Here is a 25,390-nt window from a genome sequence, read left to right on the forward strand (position 1 = left end):
CGCGCGTGGTGTTGACTGGCCTGACATTGGCTGAATATTTCCGCGATGAAGAAGGCCAGGATGTGTTGTTCTTTGTTGATAACATTTTCCGCTTTACGCAAGCTGGTTCAGAAGTGTCAGCTTTGCTTGGCCGTATCCCGTCTGCGGTGGGTTATCAGCCAACTTTGGCAACTGATATGGGTGCCTTGCAAGAGCGTATTACAACAACGAACAAAGGGTCGATCACCTCGGTTCAGGCTATTTATGTACCTGCCGATGATTTGACAGACCCGGCACCTGCGGCGTCATTCGCGCACCTTGATGCGACAACTGTTTTGTCTCGTCAGATTGCCGAGCTTGGCATTTACCCTGCGGTTGACCCGCTTGATTCATCATCACGTATGCTGGATCCACGTATTGTTGGCGATCATCACTATAGCATTGCCCGTCAGGTGCAAGAGGTGCTTCAGCAGTATAAGTCATTGCAGGACATTATCGCCATTCTGGGCATGGATGAATTGTCGGAAGAAGATAAGCTGACAGTTTATCGTGCGCGTAAAATCCAGCGTTTTCTGTCTCAGCCGTTCCACGTTGCCGAAGTCTTTACCGGCGCGCCTGGCAAGCTGGTTAGTCTGGAAGACACGATCAGTGGTTTTGAAGGCATTATCAACGGTGATTACGATCATCTTCCAGAAGCTGCTTTCTATCTGGTTGGCACCATTGAAGAAGCGGTCGAAAAAGGCAAGAAGCTGACTCAGGAAGCTGCCTAAACAAGGCATCTGTTTGACCTCGTCGCAAAGGAAACAGCGTTATGGCTGAAACAACACAGTTAGAGCTGGTCACACCAGCCAAAATCATGGTTCAGATGGCCGCTGAAATGGTTGTTGCACCTGGATCAGAAGGCCTGTTTGGTGCGATGCCACGGCATGCGCCGATGCTGGCGAACCTAGATCGCGGTGTTGTTGAAGTGCATGAAGGCGGCAAAGTCGTCAATCGTTATATGATTGACGGTGGCCTTGCTGATGTGTCGGGCGAAAGCGTGACCATTCTGGCCGAACGCGCCGAGGATCTTGATACTGCTGATGCGGCAAGCCTGAAGGATCGTGTCGCAAGCGCATCTGAAGCCGAGACCGATTTTCTGAATGCTGTGATAGCGGCCCTGTAAAAGTTGTGTAGCAAGCTGTTATGCAAACGCATATAAGGGCGCTTTTAAGCGCCCTTTTTTTTACCGAAACATAAAACCCCTATATATATTAGGTGAGATCGCCAAATTCGATAAGTATCTGTTCATAGACGCTACGCTTGAACGGTACGGCAAGATTGATCAGATCAGCCGCAGGTAGCCACCGCCATTCACAAAATTCAGGCTCAGCCGTGGCAATATTTATATCGGCATCAGTGCCGGTAAAGCGTAAAGCCATCCATTTCTGTTTTTGGCCTTTATATTTGCCATGCCATAGCCGATTTGCCAAAGGCAATGGAATATCATAATTCAGCCATTCGCTATGTTCTTTGATAAGCTCGGCACTGTTGGTGCCAATCTCTTCGTGCATTTCACGCATACAGGCAACGATGGGCGTTTCACCCGGATCAATACCGCCTTGTGGCATTTGCCATGCTTCGGCGCGGCTGTCGATACGGCGTCCGGCAAAGACCTGACCGTGCTGATTGAGCAGGAAAATACCAACGCAAGGTCGGTAAGGACGATCATCATAAGCGATTTTAGGCTGGTTCATGAATTGGGCCTTAAAACCGAGAATACAGAAACGCCGCGTATCAGATCAAGAGCACGGGCAAGCTGGTAATCGACCTCATCCTGTTTGAACTCTTGTGTAGGCTTGGTGTCAGAATCATCTTCATCGCTTTCAGATTTGCTGTCCAGCGCCCCTTTGAGGTTTTCCTCGCGCGTGATACCGCCTTCGAGTGTTTCAATTCGTGCCATTAAAACTTCGATATCGGGTTCGATGCCTTTGGCCTGAATCGATATGCCTGACGGCGTGTAATAGCGTGCCGTGGTCAGGCGCATAGCTGCCGTATTCGACACTGGAATAACCGATTGAACCGAGCCTTTGCCAAATGAACGCGTGCCCAGAAGCAAGGCGCGTTTGTGATCTTTCAGCGCACCTGCCACAATTTCGGACGCCGACGCTGAGCCAGAATTGATCAACACGACCATCGGCAGACCACGGGCGATATCACCCGCCGTGGCATATACGCGGTTGCCTTTATCGGGATTACGGCCCCGTGTTGAAACGATTTCGCCCTTTTCCAGAAACGCGTCACTGACCGAAATTGCCTGATCTAGCAAACCACCAGGGTTGTTGCGAAGATCAAGGATCACGCCTTTGAGCGCGCCATCTTCCTGTTTGAACATATCATCAATGGCATCAATCAGGCCGGGCGTTGTTTGTTCGGAAAATGTTGTCAGGCGCACATAGCCGATGCCGTCAAAGACTTCGTAACGTACCGATTTGATTTTGATCGAGTCGCGGATCAACGATACATCAAAAGGTTCATCCTGTGCGCGCTGAACTTTGACAGTGACCTTTGATCCGATTTTACCGCGTAGGCGATCAACGGCATCCGAAAGTGACATGCCAATGATCGATTCATCATCAACCGCGATGATATAGTCTTCGGGCTGGATGCCCGCTTTGGCGGCGGGCGTATCATCGATTGGTGACACAACTTTGACCATGCCGTTTTCCATGGTGATTTCGATACCAAGGCCACCAAACCGACCTTGTGTCTGAACTTTCATGGCGTTGAAATTATCGGTATTAAGATAGGAAGAATGCGGATCCAATGAGGTTAACATGCCTTTGATAGCCGCTTCTATCAGATCGGTATCATCGACTTCATCAACATAGCTTTCGCGCACCCGTTGAAAGATGTCACCAAACAGACCAAGTTGCTGATAGACAGAGTCATTTTTATCGGCACGTGCCGAGGTTAGCAATGAGATACCGATACCACCTGCGGCAATGAAGCTGCAGATAAGCAGAATGTGCAGAAAACGGTGTTTTTTCCGTCCGCCTAAATTAGCGCGGCCGAAACTTGATCGTCCAGATCCTGCGGAATCAGAAAATAAAGGTCTTTGCATTTTGCAAGCACTCCTAACCTATCGGTAAACAGCTCATTGGCCTTAATAGCTGTACTTTGTTTATGCGTATATCGTGCCAGTCTGTCTCGGGCTATGCAAGCACAGCCCCTTTTACCCCATGCAATTATTTAGCAATAGAACAATGTTAAAAGCGTAGTAAGGAATTACCCGTCATTGCTGATGGCTGTTTGATACCAAGCATGGCAAGTAGGCTAGGGGCTAGGTCTGCCAAGCGACCATCTGCCAGCGTTGTCCCATCGGGGCCATTAACAAGAATCAGCGGCACAAGGCTGGTTGTGTGCGCTGTATGCGGTGAATTGGCCGCAACATCCCACATGATTTCGCAATTTCCATGATCGGCAGTGACCAGCATCTGACCATTTTGTGCCCTGACCTCGGTGGCAAGACTGCCAACGCAAAAATCGACTGTTTCAACCGCATGAATGGCGGCCGCAAGATCGCCCGTATGGCCAACCATATCTGGGTTGGCAAAATTGATAATCAGCAGGTCATGTGCTTGTGTTCTGAGGCTGTTCAAAGCTGTGTCCAGAACACCCTCAGCACTCATTTCAGGTTGCATGTCATAGGTCGGTACGCTGGGTGATTGCACCATCTGGCGGTCTTCATGCGGTAGAATAGTTTCTTCACCACCATTGAAGAAAAACGTCACATGTGGATATTTTTCGGTTTCGGCAAGACGTAGCTGGCGCAATCCTGCCTTTGCGACAACGGTGCCAAGCGTGTCTTCGAGTTTGGCTGCCGGAAATAATGTTTCGACAAAGTCATCTAGCGGTTCGGAATAGGATGACATGCCAATCGCCGCCGCGATCACAGGCGGTTTGGCTGTAAAGTTCACAGCACCTTGTCTGAAAAAGGCATCAAGGATCTGCCGTGCCCGATCAGCGCGGAAATTCATCATGACAAGGCCATCACCATCATTCATGCCGGTATAGCCTTCGATGATTGTGGCCGCGATAAATTCGTCACTTTCGCCGTGGTCATAAGCCCTCTGAATGGCGTCCATAGCATGTCTGGCAGGGGCATCGACAGCTATGCCATGCGCAATAGCGTCAAAGGCGGCTTTGGTGCGTTCCCATCGATGATCACGATCCATGGCATAATATCGCCCAATCACCGTGGCCATGATGGCTGATTGGGGAAGCTGATCAAGAAAAGCAGGCATAGAATTAATGGCTGATTTTGGTAGCACGTCACGCCCATCGGTAAAAGCATGTACCGCCACCTTGACACCGTGTGCGGCAAGGGCATGAATGACGCAAAGTGTATGATCTTCATGCGCATGGACACCGCCATCTGAAAGCAGACCCATGACATGGGCTGTACCGCCAGTGCTGATCAGCTTGTCAGCAAGCGCCATAAGTTTGGGATGTGTGGCCAATGATCCATCGGCCATTGCGGCGCTGATGCGAGGTAATGTCTGCATGACAACACGGCCAGCACCAATATTCATATGTCCAACTTCCGAATTGCCGACCTGTCCGGCGGGCAAGCCAACATCCATACCCGATGCGGCGACAAAGCTATGTGGGGATTCGGACATCAGCTTGTCAAAGACAGGCGTTTCGGCAAGCGCGACAGCGTTATGCGCCGAATCAGGCCGATGCCCCCATCCATCCATGATGCATAGAACAACAGGGCTATTTTTATCGGTGTCTTTAATCATAGATTTTTATAATCCGCTGAGTGGATAAAGTATAGACAGAAGCCATCAAACCTTGGCGATCACATTAGCTTGGGCGATGATAAGGATGCCCGCTTAAAATGGCCGTGGCGCGATATAATTGTTCGGCGACCATCGCCCGGAACAGCATATGAGGCCAGATCGCCCGCCCAAAGGATAAGGTTCTGTCGGCGCGGGTCAGCACGCCCGCACCATGACCATCGGCGCCCCCAATGGCAAAACAAACACGAGCGCGGCCTTCATCCTGCCAAAGTGATAATAAGGTTGCCAGCTCTTCGGATGAGCAGTCACGCCCTTTTGGATCAAAGGCGACAAGCGCTGCATCTATGGGTACATGCTTTAGAATACGGACAGCTTCATCTTCACGCCGCGCCGCGCCAGCAGGTAATTTTGATTCTATTTCACTCAGCTCGCCGCCAGCCGGCAGACGTGACAACCATGCGGTGGTCAATGTGGCTTCGGATGAGGCGCGGCCTTTGCCAACAGCAATTATATGCAAACGCATGATATATCCTGATCCTGAACCGACAGGCCACGTCTAGGCGTCGGCAGATACCCGAACAACTTCTTCAACACCACCATCAGCCCACATACGTTCAATGCCATAAAATTCACGAACTTCGGGACGGAACAGATGCACAATGACATCATTGGCATCCAGTAAAACCCAGTCCGCCTGACGCATGCCTTCAATGCCGATGATATCGACATGGCTTTGTTTGAGCTTAAATTGCAGATGTTCAGCCATCGCCGCGACCTGACGTGATGATGATCCGCTCGCGACAACCATGAAATCCGCCATAGCTGATTTGCCAGCCAATGGAATGGCCTGAACATCTATAGCTTTGTCGTCGTTGAGGGAATTGGTAATGAGATTTAACACCTGATCGGCGTCTAATGAATGTTGCGCTTTAGAAATCGTATCTCTCCGTTTGAAGTGCAAATTGTATCATCTGGAATCCAAATATTCATTATTCTCAAGAAACATTATACTACGTCGATGATATTTCTTCCAGTTTAATTAACGCATAGGCGATTGAAGGCTGGCACGTACGGCCGTAGCCGAGGCGTTGTGTCGTTTGCCTGCAATAAAACACCAACTGGCATCGGTAAGGGTGCGGTGCGCTAAAAGCCCAGCCATACGTGCAGGGTGAAGGCGCTGGGCAGATAGTTTTCCGCCAGCGCTGATCGCCTGATAGGAAAAGCCCGGACGATCAATGACCGCCATAGGCATCAGCGCGCTGATGTCACGATAGCGATGCCAGGCGCTGAATTGGACCATATTATCCGCCCCCATGAGCCATATGAATTGCGCGTGTGGACATGTTTTGTTCAACCATATCAATGTATTATATGTAAGCTGGTCTGGACGCTTTTCTTCCGGACTCAACACTTTGATCTGTGGGTGATGTTTGGTGATTTTACTGGCGGCATCACATCTGTCTGCCAATGTCATCATCATATGCTGGTCTTTGAGCGGGTTTTGCGGTGTTACCAGCCACCATATCTGGTCAAGGCCAAGGGCGCGCAAAGCCACCTGGCTCATATGCAGATGTCCGGCATGTGCCGGATTGAACGAGCCGCCTAGAAGCCCTATTTTCAGCCGTGTTCTGCTGTGAAACACCGTGGGCATGGTTGTTTTTGAAACTTCACGGACGTGTATTGCCATGACCTCGTACAACATATTTAAAGCTGGTGAGTTGCGCCGCACCGACAGGGCCGCGTGCATGCAAACGTCCAGTGGCAATCCCAATTTCAGCCCCCATGCCAAATTCACCGCCATCGGCAAATTGGGTTGAGGCATTGACCATTACAATCGCACTATCAATGCGGGCAAGAAAATGCTCGGCGGTGTCTGTATTTCCAGTAATGATACTTTCGGTATGACCAGATCCATATGTGCTGATATGCGCAATCGCGTCATCAACTGACGCAACAATTTTCACGGACAGGATGCTGTCCAGATATTCGGTGCGCCAGTCAGCTTCGATGGCAGGGGTCATGGTATCAACCAAAGCGCAAGCCGCCGCATCGCCGCGCAAGGCACATCCAGCTTGCGTCAGGGCGGTGGCTATGTCAGGCAACATGGTGCCAGCCACATCCCGGTGCACAAGCAAGGTTTCAGCCGCACCGCATATGCCTGTACGGCGCATTTTAGCATTTACGATGATTTGTCTGGCCATATCAAAATCAGCGTCAGAATCGATATAGACATGGCATATCCCCTCAAGATGGGCAAAGACAGGGACACGCGCTTCGGACTGAACACGTTCGACCAGCGACCGGCCGCCACGCGGAATAATCACATCAATTTCACCAGCGGCGGCAAGCATTGCACCCACAAGTGCGCGATCAGCCGAAGGCATCATCTGAACATTCGCGGCAGGCAGATTTGCGCTTTCCAGCCCCTCAACCATCAGCCTAGCCAGCATTCCCGAAGTGAAATAGCTATCCGAACCACCGCGTAAAATCGCGGCATTTCCAGAAATAAGACATAAAGCAGCCGCATCGACTGTTACATTAGGCCGCGATTCGTAGATGATGCCGATAATGCCAAGCGGTGTTGCGACGCGCGCAATATCAAGCCCGTTTGGCTGTTGCCAACGCGCCAGTTCACGCCCGATTGGATCATCAAGTGCAGCGATGGATTCGAGTCCGGCGGCCATTGATTCGACACGTTCGGCATTCAGCGTCAACCGGTCAATAAAGGCGGCACTGATCCCATTTTCTGTGGCTTTCTGCACGTCTTTGCTGTTCGTTGCGATAATGGCGTCACTGTTTGAACGGATCAATGCGGCACTTTTCAACAAAGCTGACCGGCGCGCGTCATGCGGGCTTTGGCCAAGCGTTTTTTGGGCGTGCCGCGCCGCTGTTACCAAGTCAGAGACAAGGGCTTTAGGGCTATCAAAGCTGTGCGTCTGTTCAGTCATTATTGCCGCTCCTCGTCAGATGCAACGCCATTATCATTCATGACGATATTATCAGCATGAATGAGTTCATCGCGTCCACGATAGCCGAGAAGGGCTTCGATTTCACTGCTTTTATGCCCCTTGATACGGGCGGCATCCTTGGCCGAATAAGCCGAAAGCCCATGTCCGATGACAATACCGTCACGGCTTTCAACAGCGATCAGATCGCCGCGTTCAAAATTACCACCAATCGTGGTAACGCCAGCAGGCAACAGTGAACGCCCCTTGCGCAAGGCTGTTATCGCACCATTATCAATGACTAGCTTGCCTTTTGGTGACAAGGCACCAGCTATCCATTTTTTGCGTGCAGTTGGTGGTGACGCTTCGGCGGTAAAGATCGTATTGCGCGCGCCAGCGTCGATTGCGGTCAATGGATGTGGATCGCGGCCATTACAGATAATCATGCTGCATCCGGCGGATGTGGCAATGCGTGCCGCTTCAAGCTTTGTGACCATGCCGCCTGAAGCATAGCTGGCATTTGCCGTACCAGCCATGTTCATGATATCGGGCGTGATGCTAGTGACCGTGGCAATATGTTCTGCATTTTTGTCGTCATGTGGATTGACTGTATAAAGTCCATCAACATCGGACAGCAGAACCAGCATATCGGCACCAAGCATTGCCGCGACGCGTGCAGCCAGCCGATCATTATCGCCAAAGCGGATTTCGGCTGTGGCGACAGTATCATTTTCATTTACAACAGGTACCGCACCCAATGACAAAAGGGTGGTCATTGTTGCGCGGGCATTCAGATGCCGACGGCGTGTTTCGGTATCATCGGGGGACAGCAGAATCTGTGCTGTCTGGATATTATGGGTGGCAAGCGCCGTCATCCACGCATGTGCCAAGGTCACCTGACCGGCGGCGGCGGCGGCCTGTTTTTCCTCTAGCTGAAGCGTTTTCTGGTTCAGGCCCAGATTTAGGCTACCAAGCGCGATCGCACCACTTGATACGACGATAACCGAGGCGCCGGATGATTTTAGCGCAGCGATATCTTCGGAAATGCCTGTAAGCCATGCGTGATTGATTGCGTTATTCTGTTCATCGACAAGCAAAGCGGAACCAACCTTGATGACAACAGTTCGGGCCGCTTTTAGCGCGTCCTTTGCGGCGCGTGTCTGACCAGCCAGAACGGTGCCATTTTCTAGGGCGACCATGGCTCTACCTCTTGAGGTTTATTTTCTTCAAATGTTGCATCTTCGATGATGCCGATAAGTGACCGCAATACGGCGGTGACACCCTCGCCGCTAACTGATGATAAAGGCAAGACGGTGCCAGCACCTTCGGCGCGCAAGGCGTCGGCTAGGTCTTCGGCATAATCCGGCGGTGTCGCATCAAGTTTGGTGAGCCCGACAATTTCTGGCTTATCATTCAGGCCGCCTCCATATTCTTTGAGTTCACGGCGTAGAATTTTCCACGCTTCAACGGGATCATCGGCGGTGGCATCAACCAGATGCAACAGAACGCGGCATCTTTCAACATGCCCTAAAAAGCGGTGACCAAGGCCAGCACCTTCATGTGCGCCTTCGATCAGACCAGGAATATCAGCCATAACAAATTCTTTGGCATCAACAGCCACAACACCCAGATTGGGATGTAATGTGGTGAAAGGATAATCAGCGATTTTGGGCTTGGCGGCAGATACGGCTGCCAGAAATGTCGATTTACCAGCATTCGGCAACCCAAGCAAACCAGCATCAGCAATAAGTTTCAGGCGAAGCCAGACCCACATTTCTTGCCCAGGTTCGCCAGGCTGTGACTTGCGCGGGGCGCGATTGGTCGAAGATTTGAAAAAGGCGTTGCCCTTGCCGCCAGGCCCGCCAGTGGCCAGCACGATTTCTTGACCTTCTTCGGTGAGATCGGCAAGCACTGTCTGTTGATCGTCAGACAGAATCTGGGTGCCAACAGGCAAACGCATGATCACCGAATTACCTGAGGCGCCACTGCGGTCACGGCCTGCACCCGGGCGTCCAGATTCGGCTTTGAAATGCTGCTGATAGCGATAATCAATAAGCGTGTTAAGCCCGTTTACAGCACGTGCAACTATATCACCGCCACGGCCACCATTGCCGCCATCAGGGCCGCCAAAAGGCACATGGGCTTCACGCCGGAAACTGACTGATCCGGGGCCACCATGACCAGAACGCGCGTAAATTTTTGCCTGATCCAGAAACTTCATCTATTCAACCCGGCTTTCATCATTCATCTATCGCCACGATAATAAGACTTTATCATCATATCTGCGGTCTGCATTACGCTTTTATCCTGTGATTGGCCTGAACTGTAAACAAGTCTAGGTCAAAATCCTAATTGGCTTCAAATAACAGGTCTAAAAAGCAACAGGGGAATAACTGCCCGTCATCCCCCTGCTAAATTTTGTGGCTGCCACATAGGTCAGCCTGTATCGGCTGGCTGGGCTATTCGGCAGCCTCGGCCATCGGCATAATGTTCACAAACATCTTGCCACCAGATTTTTCCTTGAAAGCAACTTTTCCATCGGTAAGGGCGAACAATGTATGGTCTTTACCCATACCAACATTTTCACCAGGATTCACCTTGGTGCCGCGCTGGCGTAAGATGATGTTGCCTGCCAAAACTGACTCGCCACCAAATTTTTTAACGCCTAATCTGCGTCCAGCGGAGTCACGACCGTTTCTGGAGCTACCACCTGCTTTTTTATGTGCCATCTTTTAAACCCTTATCTGTCATGCGGTTCTGTGATGCTGTTCGGGAACCGCGCTTATATATTGGTTGTCTCTAATCGTTATTTCTTTTTTGCGGCAGCTTTTTTAGGAGCGGCCTTTTTAGGTGCTGCTTTTGTAGCTGCTGCTTCAGCTTTTTTCGGCGCTGGTTTCTTTGGCGCAGCCTTTTTAGGTGCCGCTTCGGCCTTAGGTGCCGCTTCAGCTTTTGGCGCTGCGGCTTTCTTTGGAGCGGCTTTCGGTGCGGCTAGTTTTTTCGCATCTTCGGCAATATCGTTAATTTTCAGCAAAGTCAGATCCTGACGGTGACCTTGGGTGCGACGATGGTTCTTACGACGTTTGCGGCGGAAGATAATGATTTTAGGGCCACGCGTCTGGCGCATCACTGTTGCGCTAACACCGGCACCTTCAACATTTGGCGTACCAACAGTTACTTTGTCGCCATCACCAAGCATGATGATATTGTCCAAAACAACCTGATCACCTTCTTCAGCGGCAATGCGCTCAACAAGAATGGTGTCATCTTTGGCAACGCGGTATTGCTTGCCGCCTGTCTTCACCAATGCATACATGGCGATAATCCTTATCTATCTTCATCAATCTTCGTCATGGGCACCAGCATATGGTGCTGGAGATACCAAAATCGAAGCAAACCTAATAAAGTGTCATTCGGTTTGCCGGATGTTTTATCCTGCCCAAGCTGACACGCTAGCGCACAATGAATAGAACCAATATATTCAGCCCGATCCCATTGCGTCGCGGAATATAGCCCGTCCCCCCCGAATGTCAAGCCTGCATTGGTATTCGGCATGGTAGAATATGGCAAAGACAGCCGCGACGGGTAATTAAACTTGTCTGCATAGCATCAAGATACGCGTCGAATCGCCATTTGGTCTATTTTATAACGGTTTTTGGTTTGTCTGGGGGGCTTTAGCCACCTGGAAATAGCCGATCACGAACCGGATCATAGGGGTTGGCGCCCATTTCGAGATGTAGGGCATCGCCAGTATAGGGATGCGCGCGGGCGACGACTTCATTCAGTTCAACGCCAAGACCGGGCGTTTTGGGAGGAATCACGTAGCCCTCTTCCCATATTAGCGGCGTTGTGAGCAGATCAGCGTGAAAGCCATCCATTTTCTGGATTGATTCCAGAATCAGGAAATTTGGCGAACAAGCGGCAAGCTGGATGTTTGCGGCCGCGACAATGGGCCCGCAATAAAGATGTGGGGCGATCTGTACATAATGCGCTTCAGCCATGGCCGCAATTTTTTTGGCTTCAAGAATACCACCAACGCGCCCCAGATTAGGCTGAAGAATCGCCGCTGCCCCGCTTTGTAGAACCCGGGCAAATTCGAATTTACTGCATAGGCGTTCGCCTGTTGCCACTGGCACGGCTGAGCCTGCAGCGACCTTTGCCATTTCTTCCGGCATGTCGGGTGGGGTTGGTTCTTCGAACCATAGCGGGTCATAAGGTTCAAGTTTTTTGGCAAGGCGGATGGCACCTGCGGCGGTAAACTGGCCATGTGTGCCAAACAGCATATCGGCTTTGGTGCCAATCGCATCGCGAATCAGGCGGCAGAACGCTTCACTTCGTTCCAGCGCATCAAGATCAGGCATGCGCCCGTCAAATACCGTATATTGGCCAGCAGGATCAAATTTTACCGCCGTAAAGCCGTCTTTTACGGCTAAAGCGGCCGATTCGGCACTGGCGACAGGGTCTTGATAAAAATGTGCCGGATCTTGTTCGTCGGTGGGATATAGATAGGTATAGCTTCGCAGACGTTCATTAACCATACCGCCAAGCAGATCATAGACCGGTTTATCAACCGCTTTACCAATGATGTCCCAGCATGCCATTTCCAGCCCACTGACCACGCCTTGCATCGATATATCAGGCCGATGGGTAAAGCCCGACCCATGCGCACGGCGCCAGAAGCGCTCTATCTGGAAGGGATCATTGCCATCCAGATAACGGGCAAAAACATCCTGAGCCATTGTGCAGATGATTTCGGGGGCAAAGCTGGCCGCATAGATTTCACCAACCCCTTTGATGCCACATGACGTTTCCAGTGACACAAAGATAAAATAACGGCCACCAAATGATGGTGGTGGTGTGCCCACAATAAAGGTTTCAAGGGATGCAAGTTTCATCAAATCTCACCTAGGTCTGGACAGCTAAATGGTATTGCGCCACCTAAATTCAGAATGTGACGCCATCAAACATGACGCAAGTATGAATTTGGGTATGATACAAAAAACAGCCAAAAGGAGCAGAATCATGTTTACGATGTTATTGGACATAGCACGACGACACATTATCTGGTTTGGTGCTTTCAAATTTGCTGCAGGTCTGGCGATTGGCTTTGTGCTGGGCATTTATTTTCTACCTATTCTGACAGCCGAAACCGGCCTTGATGAACAAAGTCTGGTCGCGCGCCAGAATAGCGCCGAGCGGGTGGGGGTTTTCCGCCGTGATCTGGCCGGATCAGATAGCTTTCATTGGGGTGATGGCCAGATCATGGTCAATGATACGCAAATCTGGCTTGATGGTGAGATTGCGCCCGGACCCGATTACCGTTTATATCTGACGCCGTCTTTTGTCGAAACTGAAGCGGCGTTTCTGGCAATAAAGGACGCGTCTATAATGGTAAGCCCCATCAAAGCATATAAGAATTTCAGCGTTGAGATTCCTGCCGGAATTACAGCTAGGTCTTATCCGGCAGTGCTGATATGGTGCGAGGCATTCGATCAATTTATCACCGCCGCCCAACTTGAATAGATGCACCTTGTATGGATAGGTCTGAACAATGGTGTTTATAGGAGCGGTGGCTTTACACTAGGGAAGTAAGATCCGTGTTGCCATCACTTGCGTCGCTTAACATACCAGCATCAAGCAATCTGTCGCTGGATGCAGCCTTGACCATTTACGAAGCGTTGCGTCCCATTATGCCCGCCGCCGCACCAGGCGCAGAAAGAGTGGCTGACCGGCTGACCAATATTATACCGCATTTTGAGGCGCTGATTCTTGATGGCTTTGGCGTTATCAATGTGGGTACTGATCCGGTGGATGGCATAGATGATTTTCTGGCTGTAGCGGCCGATCATGGTGTCACCATCATGGTGCTGACGAATGGCGCGACATTGGAAACCAAGATGACCGCGCAAAAATACACCAATTGGAATCTGCCGATTCCGCCGCATCATGTTGTGTCCAGCCGTAATGCCTTTATCCGTGATTTTCTGGAGCCAGGTGGTTTTGGTCAGGTTGGTATTTTAAGCAAGCAAGCCACGGCGCCATTATTTGATGGCATGCTGTCATTGGCCGATTATGAAGATGGTGATGCCGATTTCTGGGAACGCGCGGATCATTTTGCCTTTCTAAGTGCGGGTGATTGGCAGGAAGATGATCAGGCGCAGCTTGAAGCGGCCTTGCAAAAACGTCCCCGACCAGTGCATATCGCCAATCCAGATGTGACATCGCCGCAATCGACCTTTTATGCACCCGAACCAGGCTATTGGGCAGCGCGTTTATTGCAGACATGTGATGTGCCAGTATATTGGTATGGCAAGCCACATCAGCCAGCTTATAATCTGGCCTTTGATGCGTTGCGTGAGGTTGCTGGGCGTGACATTCCGCGCGACAGAATCGGCATGGTTGGTGATAGTCTGCATACAGATATTCTTGGTGCCAGCGCGGCAGGCATACAATCGATTTTGCTGACCAGCTATGGATTGTTCCGCGATGGCGGCGTCGCGCAGGCCATTGAGAGAACCGATATCAGCCCAGACTGGATTGTTGATAAATTATAATGGCCGGATTATGACAGCCAAATAGATAGGTGATGACCATGCGCACAGTTAATACATTAGCGATTACGGATCGTCGGTTTCTTCTGCAAGGGCTGGAGGTAATGGTGCGAATCGGCATTTATGATGCCGAACGACTGGCGCCGCAACGGGTGATTATCGATGTTGAACTGGTTCTGGACGCCGATACCGCACCGCAGGCCGATGATGTCAATGAAACGCTGAATTATGATCTTATCCGCAATACGGTGATGGATATTGTGGGCAGAGGGCATTTCGATTTGCAGGAAACCTTGGCGCGGGCGTTATTCGACCAACTGGCGATGCTACCCGATGTAACGGGATTACGGGTGCGCACGGCGAAGCCAGATGCCTATGAAGATTGTGAGACTATCGCGTATCAGTTATCCAGCTTTGACTGATCCGGTCTAGCCCTGCTTGTAGATTTTCGGTTATTCTATGTCTATGTCTATGTCTATGTCTTAATATGGCGTTGCTATCCATGCTGTCGAGCTATGAACTGCGGCATGTATGGTTGACCTGAAGCATAGAGATGAAACCGAATAGACAGATGTGAATCGGGACCGATAATGTATCGCGATACTGTCCAGATACAGTCATTTTATGAAACACCGCTTGGTGTCACCGTTACACGTTTGCTTGATTCCTATGTACGGCCATTCTGGGATCATCGTGCCGATGCGTATAATGCTGTTTTTGGCTATGGGCCGCCTTTTTTGAACATGATTGATGATGCTGCGAAAGCTAGGGCGTTGGCATTGATGCCTGCACGACATGGGGCGGTCATCTGGCCACAGACAGGTCAGGTACGGACGCTTCTTGCTAATGGCTATGATCTGCCTTTGCCTGATGTTCAGCTTGATCGGCTGATGCTGACACATAGTCTGGAATTTGATGATAACCCGACGCGGTTGCTTGATGAATGCTGGCGTATTCTTGATGGTGCTGGCAAGCTTCTGGTGATGGTACCGAACCGGCGTGGAATCTGGACGCATCGTGAAACGACCCCGCTAGGACATGGCCGTCCGTTTTCCCGCCGCCAGCTGGAAACAGCTTTGACGCAACATGGTTTTGAGGTCAATCATGTGCATCGTGTGGTTTTCATTCCACCTGTTCAGCGTGGCCCACTTTTGCGGTTTGCCAGTTCATATGAGCGATTTGGCCAGCGGTGCTGGCCAGCATTAGGTGCCATATTGCTTATTGAGGCCACGAAAATGCTCTATGCACCTGCCGGAAATACACGTAAAGTCGCCTCTAGAAAATCATCTGTCTTGCAGGTTCTGTCACCCTAGCCATAAAGTGACAGCTGATATTTTATACATTTGGGGATCAGTTCCCATTTGTAACACATGTATGGACAGTTCAGGCTGGCCATTGGGAATGATGTTTATGACTGATAATCTTGACGACCTTCGCAATGAAATCGATGTAGTGGATAACCGTATCCTTGAACTTATCGCGGCGCGGATGGCGTTATCTGATAAGGTGACCGCCGCCAAAGCAGGTAAGGTTGCCTTTCGCCCGGGACGTGAAGCGGCGTTGATGCGGCGGCTTGCCAGCCAGCAGCCAGATATGTCAGGGACTATTTTGCTTGGTATTTGGCGGCAAATTCTGGCGGCTAGCCTTAACCGACAGGATACAGGCCTGCATTTTATTGTGCATAGGGATGTGGCACCAACAGCAACATGGCATATGGGAAGTGCGTTACAGGCAAGCTATGCGGATACAATTGCCGATATAGCCGCGCAATTTGTTACAAAATCGGGCACCCAATCGGATACGCAATCTGGAGAGGGCGAAACACCCTATGCGCTGGTGCCAGCGGATGATTCGCCTGAACTAGCGGCCTGGCTATATGAAGATAAATCGGCCTTTGTTATTGCCCGTACACCGCTGTTTGATATGAGCGCTGTACCGCCTGCCTATATCATTGGACCAGCTTTGCCTGATGCGTCAGGTGATGACATCAGCCTGATAGGCGTGCTAAACCCCGATACAGGTCATAGGATGCATAGCAAGACAGGATATTATCCCGATGGCATTGTGGATCACGGCGACGACGCCCGCATTCTGGGCATTTATGCGCGATAACGTAAATATGTTTTTGAAGATGGGCTGATGACGATTCTATATGAAAAAGTGACGATTATTGGGCTTGGCCTGATTGGCGCCTCAATCGCGCTTGCGACCCGTCGTGCGGGGGTTGCTGGGCATGTGACGGGCTGTGATTCGGGTGACAATATTGCCGATGAGATAGCATCACTTAACCTTGTAGATAGCTTTGTTGCTGATGCAGGTGACGCCGTGAGCGACGCCGATCTGGTGATTATGGCGGTGCCAGTAGGCGCGCTTGGCGCGCTTAGCGAACAGATTATTCCAAAGATGAAAGCTGGTGCTGTTCTTACCGATACGGGATCAACCAAACGTTCGGTGATGCGTGACGTGGCGCCTAATGTTGCCCCGCATATTCATTGGCTACCATCGCATCCGATTGCGGGTACGGAACGCTCGGGCCCGTCGGCTGGCCATGCGACATTATTTGACGAACGCTATTGGATCATTCTGCCACTTGATGTGCCATTGGACGTGGTTGACCATTTTGCCAGTTTTGTTGAGGCATTGGGATCGCTTAGCGAGCGAATGGAGCCTGATTATCATGATAAGGTACTGGCCTTGACCTCGCATCTGCCGCATTTGATCGCCTATACGATTGTTGGCACGGCGGTTGATCTTGAAGGGCAGCTTAAAAATGATGTGATTCGCTTTTCAGCCTCGGGCTTTCGCGATTTCACCCGCATTGCGGCTTCGGATCCAGTGATGTGGCGTGATGTATTTCTGAATAATGACGAAGCCGTGCTAGAGATGTTACAGCGGTTTTCCGAGGATTTATCGTTTCTGCAACGCGCGATTCGCTGGCAGGAAGGCGACAAGCTTGAAGACCTGTTCACACGGACACGCGAAATCAGACGCTCAATCATTGATGCTGGCCAAAGCTAGAGACGGATAATCTCGGCAAGATATTTGGCATATTCACGGGTTAGCAGACGGATAATCACCGGATCCTGCCACCAGCGTTCAACATCAAGCGCGTCTGGGCTGACGGCCCATTGATGAATATCAACATCGGGTATCGCCCGGCTAAAGACGATTTCGGCACGCGGCATGTGATAATTTGCCGTGACCAGACGGATTGAATTCAGGCCATTGTGATGAATCCATTCGCGGGCAGCCAGTGCATTGCCGCGTGTATCCAGCGCGCCATATTCAAGCTCTACACAGCAGAATAAAGCGCTAACCTGTTGATCGTTGAGATTAAGTTCCTGTACCAGAACGGCTTTATTGACACCTTTGCCAACACCGGAAATCAATAGTTTATCGGTGGTGCCGCTGACCAGCAGATTAAGCCCTTCGACAAGACGCTGCTGGCCCCCAGTTGTCACAACGATACCATCGGTATGATTAAGCTTGGTGAAATCGGTTTCGCCACGTGGCAAGGTCAGGACGAAATGTTGAAATGACGCCAGCAAAAACGCCACAAGAATACAGGAAATTGTCAGCGCGGTTTCACGGTTGCGAAACCTGCCATGCAGCGTCATTGATGTCTTTTTATCCGACATATAACCGTTACCTCTAGCTTTAACGCATATGATTGCATCACAAATCATATAGGCATTTATAACACTGGTGGTAGGCAATTACAAAAAATGGCTTGGCTATGAGGCGATTATTCGTCCCATTAGGCTAGCTTTGGACAAGTGTCAAAAGGTAGGGATTGATTCTTCGGCAAGATAGCTCTCAACCGTGCGTTTGGCACGTAATTCATGCACTTTGCCATCAAGCACCAACACTTCGCCAGCGGGGGGGCGTGTATTATAAGCCGAGGCCATGACCGCGCCATAGGCACCCGCCGATAAAACCGCCAGCACATCATCGCTTGTAAGTTCGGGCATCATGCGATCACGGCCAAAATAATCGCCTGTCTCGCAAACGGGCCCAACAATATCAGCCAGTCCTATATCTTGTCCGGTCGCCATTATCGGTACGATCGTGTGATGTGCTTCATACAGAGTGGGCCGAAGCAGGTCGTTCATCGCTGCATCAACAATGATAAACCGCTTATTGTCACCGTCCTTGATGAAGATCACTTTGGTTAGCAAAATACCATTATTGGCAACGATCGACCGTCCAGGTTCAAAGCCAAGCTTGAAATCTGTCTTGTTAAAAATGCGTGTTACCAGTTCCCCATAGGCAGTAAAATCAGTTGGGCTGGCATGATCGTAATCAACACCGACGCCGCCGCCAAGATCAAGCACTGGCACATCGAACCCGTCGGCGCGCAATGTTGTACCCAGATCAAGCAAAGCTGTGTAAGCGGTTTCAAAAGGTGCCATATCGCGCAGTTGAGAACCAATATGAACAGCCAGTCCCGCTGGGGTAATATGCGGATCATCGGTCATCACACGATATAGATCGGCAGCTTCGTTCTGGTCGGTTGAAATGCCAAATTTGGTATCGCGTTGCCCCGTAGAGATTTTGGCGTGGGTTTTGGCGTCAACATCAACATTGACGCGCAAAGCAACAGGCGCTTCCACGCCCATAGACGCGGCAACGGCGCTGATTGCGGTGACTTCGGCAGGCGATTCGGCATTGATCTGGCCAATACCCGCGGCCAGTGCCTGTTCAATTTCAGCCTTGCTTTTGCCAACCCCCGAAAAGACGATGTCCGATGCCGATATGCCTGCGGCCAGCGCGCGGCTAAGTTCACCGCCTGAAACGATATCAGCACCAGCCCCTTCATGTGCAAGTAATGCCAGAACGCCAAGCGCCGAATTGGCTTTCATGGCAAAATGCACTTTGCCATTTACCGGCGCAACAGCGGCGGCAAAATCACGATAGGCGTCACGGATTCCGGCACCTGAATAGACATAAAGCGGGCTGTCATGGGCGGCAGCTATCTGCGATAGCGGCAGACCATCAACACCCAATTCGCCATTATCCAGCCGATTAAATGCACACATATCTGATCTCTGAGCTTTGCCCGCTTATGGTTTGAAAAAGATGTTTGACTATTCGGTCACGGTTTCGGTTTTTGCCGGTGCATCGGATGGACGATAGGGATCACCGCGCTTGCCACAGGCCGTCAGACCAGCAATAGCAAGCAAGGTTATAAGACAGGTAATCACGCTTTTTTTCAACATTTACGAGTTCCTTTATCCCTTAATATTAAACCGCGACCGAGCGTCTGCTATGCGGGCTTTTAGCTCGGTAGGCGCTGTGCCGCCAAAGCTGGTACGGGCGGCCACGGCACTTTCAACGGTCAGAATGCCCATGATATCAGCTTTGATCCGTGGTTCGACGGTTTGCATTTCGGCAAGGCTGAGCGCATCAAGATCACATCCTTTTTTCGCCGCCAGCGCGACAATAGAACCGCTTGCATGGTGCGCTTCACGAAAAGGAAGCCCAAGTTCGCGAACCATATAATCGGCCAGATCGGTTGCGGTGGGAAAGCCCGTTGTTAGCGCGGCGCGCATCGCATCTTTATTGGCAGTCATATCACGAACCATGCCGCTTGTAGCAGCAATGGCAATCGCCAGCGAATCAACCGCGTCGAATACGCCTTCTTTGTCTTCCTGCATATCCTTACCATAGGCAAGCGGTAGTCCTTTGAGGACGATCAACAAACCGTTTAGCGACCCGATAATGCGCCCAGGCTTGGCACGCACCAGCTCGGCAGCATCGGGGTTGCGCTTTTGCGGCATGATTGACGAGCCAGTGGTAAAGGCATCGGACAGGCTGATAAAAGCAAAACGATCAGATGACCAGATCACCATTTCTTCGGCCAGCCGCGACAGATGCACCGCACAGATCGAAGCGGCAGCCAATAATTCCAAAGCAAAATCACGATCCGATACCGCGTCCATGGCGTTTGCCGCCGGCCGGTCAAAGCCAAGCAGTTCGGCTGTCTGGTGCCGGTTAATTGGAAATGACGTGCCGGCCAGTGCCGCTGCACCCAATGGCGATTCATTGAGCCGCACGCGAGCATCAATCAAGCGACCCCGATCACGACCAAGCATTTCGACATAGGCCATCAGGTGAAAGCCAAAGGTTACTGGCTGGGCAGTCTGTAGATGTGTAAAGCCAGGCATGATCGTGTCACAATGTTCGTCAGCCTTGTCAAGAAGTGCTTCCTGTAAAGCCGCTAGCGCGTCATCCAGCGCATCAATGCTGGCACGGACCCATAATTTAAAATCTGTTGCGACCTGATCATTGCGTGAGCGTGCCGTATGAAGCCGCCGCGCAGGCTCGCCAATCAGATCGGCAAGTCGGGATTCGACATTCATATGGATATCTTCCAGCGCGGCGGAAAAGACAAATTCACCAGTTTCGATTTCGGTGCTAATTTTGGTTAGCCCGTCATGAATCGCCGCACAATCAGCATCGCTGATGATACCACAGGTGGCCAGCATTGTTGCATGCGCCTTGGAACCATCAATATCTTGACGATATAATTGCTTGTCATAGGCAATCGACGCATTAATGTCCTGCATCAATTGCGAAGGCCCTCTTGAGAAGCGCCCCCCCCAGATGCTAGACTTTGCCGCATCACTGACCGCTGTTGTATCTTTTTTGCTCATGTCACTAACCAGATAGCTGTATCACCATGCTTTATACGCGGCTTTTGCCGAATTATCAGCCAAAAACATACGCCCATAAAACTGGACTGTCTCGCCGCCAGTTTAATAGCGCCCTGACTGGCACACTGACTGGCACACTGACTGGCATGTTGGGTGCCACTACGCTGGTGACTTTTTTGCCAGTTTCGGCAAGTGCCACGCTGATGCCCGATGCGCAAACCCCACCGTCTATGCAAACCGAAATTTTGGACGTAGATGGCAACGCGTTCCAGATTGATGATTTTAAAGGCATGCCGATATTGGTGAATTTCTGGGCAACATGGTGCGCGCCCTGTATTGCCGAATTACCTGCTTTGGATCAGGCGGCCAAAAGCCTTGCCGATATTAATCTTGTGATATTGCTGGTGTCGATTGATCGCGGCGGTCCAGCCAAGGCACTGCCATTTTTGAATGACCGTGGGATTGTCGAAACAGACGCTAAGGCAGGTATGCGTTTTGGATTTGATCGCAAAGCAAATCTGCCACGTGAAATGGGTGTAAGCGGCGTGCCAACCAGCTTTCTGTTGTCTTCGGATCAGACAAAAAGCTGGTTATTTAAAGGCCCGTTCGAATGGGATCAGCCAGATATGCTGACCCACATTCGCACATTAGTTGGCTAGCCAAGCTCTTTTTCAAGCTCAGGCACAGCGTCGAATAGATCAGCCACCAGACCAAAATCGGCAACCTGAAAAATTGGTGCTTCATCATCCTTGTTTATGGCGACAATGACCTTGCTGTCTTTCATGCCTGCTAGATGCTGGATTGCCCCGGAAATACCAACAGCAACATAAAGATCGGGTGCCACGACCTTGCCGGTCTGACCAACTTGATAGTCATTTGGCACGAAGCCCGCATCGACAGCCGCACGTGATGCACCAACGGCGGCACCTAGTTTATCAGCAACTTTTTCCAGCATGGCAAAATTCGATCCATCCTGCATACCGCGACCACCAGAAATGACAATCGGTGCCGATGTCAGTTCCGGACGTTCGGAGCTTGATAGTTCAGATTTGACATAACTGGACAGGCCAGCATCAGCATCGGCGTCAATGGTTTCAATAGCGGCACTGCCGCCAGTGGCGGCGACAGCTTCAAAAGCAGTGCTACGTACAGTGATGACCTTTATGGCTTCACTTGATGAAATTGTTGCCAAGGCATTGCCAGCATAGATAGGACGCTGGAACGTGGTATCATTTTCAACCTTGATAATGTCGGAAATCTGCATCACATCAAGCATCGCGGCAACACGTGGCATGACATTCTTGCCCGTTGTTGTTGCGGGTGACATCAAATGCGAAAAATCACCTGCAAGCTTGACGATTAGCGGTGCCAGATTTTCAGCAAGCCCATGTGCGTACATAGCGTCGGCAGATACCAGAACTTTATCAACGCCCATAATAGCCGCCGCCGCATTTGCGGCATCGCCACTGGCATCGCCAGCAACCAGCATATGAATATCGCCACCAATCTGCTGGGCAGCCGCAACAGTGTTCAAGGTTGCGCCAGCTATCTGACCGTCTTCATGTTCGCATAGAATAAGAATAGCCATGATTATATAACCTTTGCTTCATTTTTCAATTTATCGACAAGCTCGCCAACATCCGACACTTTGATGCCAGCTGAGCGGGCTTCAGGCTCTTCGACTTTGACAATGCTCAGACGCGGGCTGACATCAACGCCAAGCTCTTCGACGCTGATGCTGTCGAGGGGCTTTTTCTTGGCCTTCATAATATTGGGTAGTGATGCATAGCGCGGCTCATTCAGGCGCAAATCAACAGTCACAATAGCTGGCATCGCAATTTCAAGATGCTCAAGACCGCCATCGACTTCGCGGATGATCTTGGCTTTGTCGCCGCTAAGCTCAATACCGGACACAAAGGTGCCTTGTGCCCAGCCAAGCAAGGCGGCAAGCATCTGGCCTGTCTGGTTACAATCATCGTCAATCGCCTGTTTGCCGACAAGAACCAACTCAGGTGATTCTTTTTCGACAACAGCTTTCAAAAGCTTGGCAACAGCCAATGGTTCGATGTCATGCGAGGCTTCGATATGGATGCCGCGATCAGCACCCATGGCCAAAGCCGTACGAATGGTTTCCTGATTCTGGCTTGGGCCAATTGAAACGGCAACAACTTCTTCGGCTGTGCCCGCTTCGCGCAGACGCAACGCCTGTTCAACAGCAATTTCGTCAAACGGGTTCATCGCCATTTTGACATTTGCCAGCTCAACGCCAGACTGGTCAGCTTTGACGCGCACTTTGACATTGTAGTCAATAACCCGTTTTACCGGCACCACTATTTTCATATCTATTTCTCCAGTTCGAAACAAACCAAGCTAAATTTAGATGCTAAAAATTAGACTGGCTAGAATAAAAAACCTGTCTAATTCTGCCCAGAATTTTGCCCGGGACGCCATAAAACGTCAGTCTTGCCATTTTCATTCAACCGACGCGCCAGAACAAATAGATGATCCGACAGGCGATTTATATATTGCATGGCTGGCACATTGACAACTTCTTCGGCGGATAGCTCGGTCATATGGCGTTCAGCGCGGCGCACAACAGTCCGCGCCAGATGCAACCATGCTGATGCGGGACTACCGCCAGGTAGAATGAAAGAATTAAGCGGTTGTAGATCCGCATTCATCATATCAATTTCGTCTTCAAGCCGTTGCACCTGCGTTTCGGTGATACGCAAAGCTGGCTGGTCAGTTTCGGGTGTGGCGATATCGGCACCTAGATCAAACAGGTCATTTTGAATCCGACTCAGCATCTCGTCGGCCTCTTTTGTAGTGGCATCATCGGATGTGTCGCAATGCAGGCGCGCCAGCCCAATAACCGAGTTGGCTTCATCGACTTCACCAAATGCTGAAGGCCGACGCGCATGTTTCGACACGCGCATACCATTGACCAGGCTTGTATCGCCGCCATCGCCCGTGCGCGTGTAGATTTTATTTAATTTAACCATGTGACCCCCATAGAATCTTTGGATATGTGTGATATCAGCCGTTTGTTTTACGATACCACATGAGACCGAGAATAACGATCAACGCGATGGCTTGAAAAATAATCCGGTAACGCATGATGCGGTTAGAATTTTTAACATTATAGTCACCACCGCGCGCCATTGTCAGCACGCCCCACCCAAGAATAGCCGCGACAATCAGTAATGCTACGGTCAAGATAATCTGATCAATCGACATGCTATTCCTGGCTCCATAAAGAGATCATAAAGTGGGTCACGATTGCCTATATGTCGGCAATTTCAACATTGAAACGGCGCGCCGCCGCAACAGCCGTATTCCGCAAAAGACAGGCAATGGTCATCGGGCCGACACCGCCAGGTACAGGTGTGATCGCCCCTGCTTTGGCTGCCGCCGAATCATAGTCAACGTCACCAGTCAGGCGGAATTTCCCTTCGCCGCGCTCAGGTGCTGCGACGCGGTTGATGCCCACATCAATAACTGTCGCGCCCTGTTTGACATAATCACCATCAATCATTTCCGCACGACCTACCGCCGCAACCAGAATGTCGGCACGTGCGCAGACCTCTTTGAGATCCTTGGTGCGTGAATGCGCGATAGTCACAGTGCAACTTTCTTTTAGCAGTAATTGCGCCATTGGCTTGCCAACAATATTTGACCGACCAACAACAACGGCATTCAGGCCTGATAAGCTACCAAGCTGATCGCGCAACAATAATAGACAGCCATAAGGTGTGCAGGGCACAAGCGAGTCCTGACCCGTTGCTAGCAAACCAGCATTGACCACGTGGAAACCGTCAACGTCTTTTTCTGGTGCCACGGCATTGATTACCGCATCTTCATCTATCTGATCAGGAAGTGGCAGCTGGACAAGGATACCATCGACAGCATCGTCATTATTCATCTCTTCGATAAGCGCTAGCAAGGTGGCTTGATCGGTATTGACGTCAAGCTTATGTTCGATTGAACGCATGCCTGCCGCTTCGGTGCGTTCGATTTTATTGCGGACATAGACTTTGCTGGCCGAATTTTCGCCAACAAGCACAACAGCAAGCGCCGGGGGACGGCCAATCGCAGCCTTGATTTTGCTGGCTTCTACCGCAACGGCTTCAACTAGTTTTTCCGAAAAAGCTTTTCCGTCAATGATCTTTGTTTCCATGGCTAGTCATAACTCCCCTGTAAAATAAATCTTAAGATTACGTGTTATATATTGGTATGCAGGCGCATTTAAATAGATAGTGATCCTAGGTCTAAGTGACGCAGGTGATTATGTCTCTAGGCAAGGCTGTTGATAAGCAGGTTTCGGATGAATTGTGCAGCCAGAAACAGAACAATCGGACTGAGGTCAATGCCCCCTAGATCAGGCAGGAAACGTCGCACTTGACGCAAAATAGGTTCATGCAAACGTGCCAGAACATTGATGATCATGCGTACGGCAGGTTGCCAAGGATTAATAA

At 50.7% G+C, this 25,390-nt stretch carries 31 protein-coding genes; 9 read left to right on the forward strand and 22 right to left on the reverse strand.

The genetic code is table 11. From position 1 onward, the window contains the following. Both atpD and atpC read left to right on the forward strand, forming a co-directional pair. A partial coding sequence (atpD, locus tag ABNT28_RS03100) for a F0F1 ATP synthase subunit beta (protein ID WP_348720995.1) occupies window positions 1-749 on the forward strand: 749 nt, incomplete at its 5' end. Window positions 750-790: 41 nt separating this feature from the next. Continuing rightward, window positions 791-1,144 carry an ATP synthase F1 subunit epsilon gene (atpC, locus tag ABNT28_RS03105; RefSeq protein WP_332923350.1) on the forward strand — a complete coding sequence of 118 codons (354 nt, stop codon included), beginning with the start codon at window positions 791-793 and terminating at the stop codon, window positions 1,142-1,144. Window positions 1,145-1,232: 88 nt separating this feature from the next. Here the strand turns inward: atpC and ABNT28_RS03110 are convergent, their stop codons facing one another. The 12 genes from ABNT28_RS03110 to ABNT28_RS03165 form a co-directional block, all read right to left on the reverse strand. Beyond that, complete coding sequence (locus ABNT28_RS03110) at window positions 1,233-1,715, reverse strand: RNA pyrophosphohydrolase (protein WP_332923351.1); 483 nt, start codon at window positions 1,713-1,715, stop codon at window positions 1,233-1,235. Beyond that, complete coding sequence (locus ABNT28_RS03115; protein WP_348720996.1) at window positions 1,712-3,082, reverse strand: S41 family peptidase; 1,371 nt, start codon at window positions 3,080-3,082, stop codon at window positions 1,712-1,714. Before ABNT28_RS03115 ends, ABNT28_RS03110 begins: the two co-directional genes overlap by 4 nt. A 145-nt stretch (window positions 3,083-3,227) precedes the next feature. Beyond that, window positions 3,228-4,766: a 2,3-bisphosphoglycerate-independent phosphoglycerate mutase gene (gene gpmI, locus ABNT28_RS03120; RefSeq protein WP_332923353.1), complete on the reverse strand. Its 1,539-nt coding sequence runs from the start codon at window positions 4,764-4,766 to the stop codon at window positions 3,228-3,230. Window positions 4,767-4,830: 64 nt separating this feature from the next. Further along, the gene (locus ABNT28_RS03125) at window positions 4,831-5,289 is read right to left on the reverse strand and encodes a 23S rRNA (pseudouridine(1915)-N(3))-methyltransferase RlmH (protein ID WP_332923354.1); all 459 of its coding nucleotides are present in this window, start codon (window positions 5,287-5,289) and stop codon (window positions 4,831-4,833) included. A gap of 33 nt (window positions 5,290-5,322) precedes the next feature. Continuing rightward, on the reverse strand, window positions 5,323-5,667 hold the full coding sequence (gene rsfS / locus ABNT28_RS03130; protein ID WP_332923355.1) for a ribosome silencing factor: 345 nt from the start codon (window positions 5,665-5,667) through the stop codon (window positions 5,323-5,325). Window positions 5,668-5,805: 138 nt separating this feature from the next. Further along, window positions 5,806-6,453: a nicotinate (nicotinamide) nucleotide adenylyltransferase gene (gene nadD, locus ABNT28_RS03135; RefSeq protein ID WP_332923356.1), complete on the reverse strand. Its 648-nt coding sequence runs from the start codon at window positions 6,451-6,453 to the stop codon at window positions 5,806-5,808. Next, window positions 6,434-7,714 (reverse strand): glutamate-5-semialdehyde dehydrogenase, encoded by a 1,281-nt coding sequence (locus ABNT28_RS03140; RefSeq protein WP_348720997.1) that lies wholly within the window; start codon window positions 7,712-7,714, stop codon window positions 6,434-6,436. Before ABNT28_RS03140 ends, nadD begins: the two co-directional genes overlap by 20 nt. Next, a complete protein-coding gene (gene proB / locus ABNT28_RS03145; RefSeq protein ID WP_332923358.1) occupies window positions 7,714-8,910 on the reverse strand; it encodes a glutamate 5-kinase in 1,197 nt (398 codons plus the stop codon). Before proB ends, ABNT28_RS03140 begins: the two co-directional genes overlap by 1 nt. Then, complete coding sequence (obgE, locus tag ABNT28_RS03150; protein ID WP_332923359.1) at window positions 8,898-9,932, reverse strand: GTPase ObgE; 1,035 nt, start codon at window positions 9,930-9,932, stop codon at window positions 8,898-8,900. The genes proB and obgE overlap by 13 nt, the downstream gene beginning before the upstream one ends. A 238-nt stretch (window positions 9,933-10,170) precedes the next feature. Further along, a complete protein-coding gene (rpmA, locus tag ABNT28_RS03155; RefSeq protein ID WP_332923360.1) occupies window positions 10,171-10,440 on the reverse strand; it encodes a 50S ribosomal protein L27 in 270 nt (89 codons plus the stop codon). Window positions 10,441-10,517: 77 nt separating this feature from the next. After that, a complete protein-coding gene (gene rplU / locus ABNT28_RS03160) occupies window positions 10,518-11,024 on the reverse strand; it encodes a 50S ribosomal protein L21 (RefSeq protein WP_332923361.1) in 507 nt (168 codons plus the stop codon). Between the two features lie 358 nt (window positions 11,025-11,382). Continuing rightward, window positions 11,383-12,603: a mandelate racemase/muconate lactonizing enzyme family protein gene (locus ABNT28_RS03165; protein ID WP_332923362.1), complete on the reverse strand. Its 1,221-nt coding sequence runs from the start codon at window positions 12,601-12,603 to the stop codon at window positions 11,383-11,385. Window positions 12,604-12,730: 127 nt separating this feature from the next. Here ABNT28_RS03165 and ABNT28_RS03170 point away from each other — a divergent pair, with 127 nt between their 5' ends. From ABNT28_RS03170 to ABNT28_RS03195, 6 genes are all read left to right on the forward strand, one after another. After that, entirely contained in the window at window positions 12,731-13,231 is a 501-nt protein-coding gene (locus ABNT28_RS03170; protein WP_332923363.1) for a DM13 domain-containing protein, read from the forward strand. 74 nt (window positions 13,232-13,305) lie between these two features. After that, window positions 13,306-14,262, forward strand: a complete 957-nt coding sequence (locus ABNT28_RS03175; RefSeq protein WP_332923364.1) for an HAD hydrolase-like protein — start codon at window positions 13,306-13,308, stop codon at window positions 14,260-14,262. A gap of 38 nt (window positions 14,263-14,300) precedes the next feature. Continuing rightward, complete coding sequence (locus ABNT28_RS03180; protein WP_332923365.1) at window positions 14,301-14,681, forward strand: dihydroneopterin aldolase; 381 nt, start codon at window positions 14,301-14,303, stop codon at window positions 14,679-14,681. Window positions 14,682-14,849: 168 nt separating this feature from the next. Further along, the gene (locus ABNT28_RS03185) at window positions 14,850-15,572 is read left to right on the forward strand and encodes a methyltransferase domain-containing protein (protein WP_332923366.1); all 723 of its coding nucleotides are present in this window, start codon (window positions 14,850-14,852) and stop codon (window positions 15,570-15,572) included. 97 nt (window positions 15,573-15,669) lie between these two features. Then, window positions 15,670-16,371 (forward strand): chorismate mutase, encoded by a 702-nt coding sequence (locus ABNT28_RS03190; RefSeq protein WP_332923367.1) that lies wholly within the window; start codon window positions 15,670-15,672, stop codon window positions 16,369-16,371. A 27-nt stretch (window positions 16,372-16,398) separates the two neighbouring features. Beyond that, entirely contained in the window at window positions 16,399-17,277 is an 879-nt protein-coding gene (locus tag ABNT28_RS03195; protein WP_332923368.1) for a prephenate/arogenate dehydrogenase family protein, read from the forward strand. Here ABNT28_RS03195 and ABNT28_RS03200 read toward each other — a convergent pair. The 4 genes from ABNT28_RS03200 to argH form a co-directional block, all read right to left on the reverse strand. Continuing rightward, the gene (locus tag ABNT28_RS03200; RefSeq protein WP_332923369.1) at window positions 17,274-17,897 is read right to left on the reverse strand and encodes a YdcF family protein; all 624 of its coding nucleotides are present in this window, start codon (window positions 17,895-17,897) and stop codon (window positions 17,274-17,276) included. The two genes, ABNT28_RS03195 and ABNT28_RS03200, sit on opposite strands and share 4 nt — an antisense overlap. 141 nt (window positions 17,898-18,038) lie before the next feature. After that, the gene (lysA, locus tag ABNT28_RS03205) at window positions 18,039-19,298 is read right to left on the reverse strand and encodes a diaminopimelate decarboxylase (RefSeq protein ID WP_332923370.1); all 1,260 of its coding nucleotides are present in this window, start codon (window positions 19,296-19,298) and stop codon (window positions 18,039-18,041) included. Between the two features lie 48 nt (window positions 19,299-19,346). Then, window positions 19,347-19,478 (reverse strand): hypothetical protein, encoded by a 132-nt coding sequence (locus tag ABNT28_RS03210; protein ID WP_332923371.1) that lies wholly within the window; start codon window positions 19,476-19,478, stop codon window positions 19,347-19,349. A 12-nt stretch (window positions 19,479-19,490) separates the two neighbouring features. Continuing rightward, entirely contained in the window at window positions 19,491-20,915 is a 1,425-nt protein-coding gene (gene argH, locus ABNT28_RS03215) for an argininosuccinate lyase (protein WP_348720998.1), read from the reverse strand. Between the two features lie 26 nt (window positions 20,916-20,941). Between argH and ABNT28_RS03220 the strand changes: the two genes are divergently transcribed. Next, window positions 20,942-21,574, forward strand: a complete 633-nt coding sequence (locus ABNT28_RS03220; RefSeq protein WP_332923373.1) for a TlpA disulfide reductase family protein — start codon at window positions 20,942-20,944, stop codon at window positions 21,572-21,574. Here ABNT28_RS03220 and ABNT28_RS03225 read toward each other — a convergent pair. From ABNT28_RS03225 to ABNT28_RS03250, 6 genes are all read right to left on the reverse strand, one after another. Continuing rightward, on the reverse strand, window positions 21,571-22,503 hold the full coding sequence (locus ABNT28_RS03225; RefSeq protein WP_332923374.1) for an FAD-binding protein: 933 nt from the start codon (window positions 22,501-22,503) through the stop codon (window positions 21,571-21,573). The two genes, ABNT28_RS03220 and ABNT28_RS03225, sit on opposite strands and share 4 nt — an antisense overlap. A gap of 2 nt (window positions 22,504-22,505) precedes the next feature. Beyond that, window positions 22,506-23,255, reverse strand: a complete 750-nt coding sequence (locus ABNT28_RS03230; protein WP_332923375.1) for an electron transfer flavoprotein subunit beta/FixA family protein — start codon at window positions 23,253-23,255, stop codon at window positions 22,506-22,508. A gap of 77 nt (window positions 23,256-23,332) precedes the next feature. Next, entirely contained in the window at window positions 23,333-23,917 is a 585-nt protein-coding gene (locus tag ABNT28_RS03235; RefSeq protein WP_332923376.1) for a cob(I)yrinic acid a,c-diamide adenosyltransferase, read from the reverse strand. A gap of 34 nt (window positions 23,918-23,951) precedes the next feature. Then, entirely contained in the window at window positions 23,952-24,152 is a 201-nt protein-coding gene (locus ABNT28_RS03240) for a twin transmembrane helix small protein (protein ID WP_332923377.1), read from the reverse strand. 46 nt (window positions 24,153-24,198) lie between these two features. Further along, window positions 24,199-25,092 carry a bifunctional methylenetetrahydrofolate dehydrogenase/methenyltetrahydrofolate cyclohydrolase FolD gene (folD, locus tag ABNT28_RS03245; protein WP_332923378.1) on the reverse strand — a complete coding sequence of 298 codons (894 nt, stop codon included), beginning with the start codon at window positions 25,090-25,092 and terminating at the stop codon, window positions 24,199-24,201. A gap of 116 nt (window positions 25,093-25,208) precedes the next feature. Further along, window positions 25,209-25,390: YggT family protein (locus ABNT28_RS03250; RefSeq protein ID WP_348720999.1), on the reverse strand; the 182-nt coding region annotated here is incomplete at its 5' end.

Origin of the sequence: uncultured Candidatus Puniceispirillum sp. (genome assembly GCF_963979125.1) — a bacterium.
Classification (GTDB): domain Bacteria; phylum Pseudomonadota; class Alphaproteobacteria; order Puniceispirillales; family Puniceispirillaceae; genus Puniceispirillum.

What these genes read in the sequence shown, in the direction of transcription:
- atpC (WP_332923350.1), top strand. Translation starts at nt 791, where the DNA reads ATGGCTGAAACAACACAGTTAGAGCTGGTCACACCAGCCAAAATCATG.
- ABNT28_RS03185 (WP_332923366.1), top strand. Translation starts at nt 14,850, where the DNA reads ATGTATCGCGATACTGTCCAGATACAGTCATTTTATGAAACACCGCTT.
- ABNT28_RS03220 (WP_332923373.1), top strand. Translation starts at nt 20,942, where the DNA reads ATGCTTTATACGCGGCTTTTGCCGAATTATCAGCCAAAAACATACGCC.
- lysA (WP_332923370.1), bottom strand. Translation starts at nt 19,298, where the DNA reads ATGTGTGCATTTAATCGGCTGGATAATGGCGAATTGGGTGTTGATGGT.
- ABNT28_RS03140 (WP_348720997.1), bottom strand. Translation starts at nt 7,714, where the DNA reads ATGACTGAACAGACGCACAGCTTTGATAGCCCTAAAGCCCTTGTCTCT.
- ABNT28_RS03200 (WP_332923369.1), bottom strand. Translation starts at nt 17,897, where the DNA reads ATGTCGGATAAAAAGACATCAATGACGCTGCATGGCAGGTTTCGCAAC.
- rpmA (WP_332923360.1), bottom strand. Translation starts at nt 10,440, where the DNA reads ATGGCACATAAAAAAGCAGGTGGTAGCTCCAGAAACGGTCGTGACTCC.
- nadD (WP_332923356.1), bottom strand. Translation starts at nt 6,453, where the DNA reads ATGGCAATACACGTCCGTGAAGTTTCAAAAACAACCATGCCCACGGTG.
- ABNT28_RS03195 (WP_332923368.1), top strand. Translation starts at nt 16,399, where the DNA reads ATGACGATTCTATATGAAAAAGTGACGATTATTGGGCTTGGCCTGATT.
- gpmI (WP_332923353.1), bottom strand. Translation starts at nt 4,766, where the DNA reads ATGATTAAAGACACCGATAAAAATAGCCCTGTTGTTCTATGCATCATG.
- ABNT28_RS03235 (WP_332923376.1), bottom strand. Translation starts at nt 23,917, where the DNA reads ATGGTTAAATTAAATAAAATCTACACGCGCACGGGCGATGGCGGCGAT.
- obgE (WP_332923359.1), bottom strand. Translation starts at nt 9,932, where the DNA reads ATGAAGTTTCTGGATCAGGCAAAAATTTACGCGCGTTCTGGTCATGGT.
- ABNT28_RS03240 (WP_332923377.1), bottom strand. Translation starts at nt 24,152, where the DNA reads ATGTCGATTGATCAGATTATCTTGACCGTAGCATTACTGATTGTCGCG.
- ABNT28_RS03225 (WP_332923374.1), bottom strand. Translation starts at nt 22,503, where the DNA reads ATGGCTATTCTTATTCTATGCGAACATGAAGACGGTCAGATAGCTGGC.
- proB (WP_332923358.1), bottom strand. Translation starts at nt 8,910, where the DNA reads ATGGTCGCCCTAGAAAATGGCACCGTTCTGGCTGGTCAGACACGCGCC.
- ABNT28_RS03110 (WP_332923351.1), bottom strand. Translation starts at nt 1,715, where the DNA reads ATGAACCAGCCTAAAATCGCTTATGATGATCGTCCTTACCGACCTTGC.
- ABNT28_RS03170 (WP_332923363.1), top strand. Translation starts at nt 12,731, where the DNA reads ATGTTTACGATGTTATTGGACATAGCACGACGACACATTATCTGGTTT.
- ABNT28_RS03115 (WP_348720996.1), bottom strand. Translation starts at nt 3,082, where the DNA reads ATGCAAAGACCTTTATTTTCTGATTCCGCAGGATCTGGACGATCAAGT.
- ABNT28_RS03190 (WP_332923367.1), top strand. Translation starts at nt 15,670, where the DNA reads ATGACTGATAATCTTGACGACCTTCGCAATGAAATCGATGTAGTGGAT.
- rplU (WP_332923361.1), bottom strand. Translation starts at nt 11,024, where the DNA reads ATGTATGCATTGGTGAAGACAGGCGGCAAGCAATACCGCGTTGCCAAA.
- ABNT28_RS03165 (WP_332923362.1), bottom strand. Translation starts at nt 12,603, where the DNA reads ATGAAACTTGCATCCCTTGAAACCTTTATTGTGGGCACACCACCACCA.
- ABNT28_RS03180 (WP_332923365.1), top strand. Translation starts at nt 14,301, where the DNA reads ATGCGCACAGTTAATACATTAGCGATTACGGATCGTCGGTTTCTTCTG.
- folD (WP_332923378.1), bottom strand. Translation starts at nt 25,092, where the DNA reads ATGGAAACAAAGATCATTGACGGAAAAGCTTTTTCGGAAAAACTAGTT.
- ABNT28_RS03125 (WP_332923354.1), bottom strand. Translation starts at nt 5,289, where the DNA reads ATGCGTTTGCATATAATTGCTGTTGGCAAAGGCCGCGCCTCATCCGAA.
- ABNT28_RS03210 (WP_332923371.1), bottom strand. Translation starts at nt 19,478, where the DNA reads ATGTTGAAAAAAAGCGTGATTACCTGTCTTATAACCTTGCTTGCTATT.
- ABNT28_RS03230 (WP_332923375.1), bottom strand. Translation starts at nt 23,255, where the DNA reads ATGAAAATAGTGGTGCCGGTAAAACGGGTTATTGACTACAATGTCAAA.
- argH (WP_348720998.1), bottom strand. Translation starts at nt 20,915, where the DNA reads ATGAGCAAAAAAGATACAACAGCGGTCAGTGATGCGGCAAAGTCTAGC.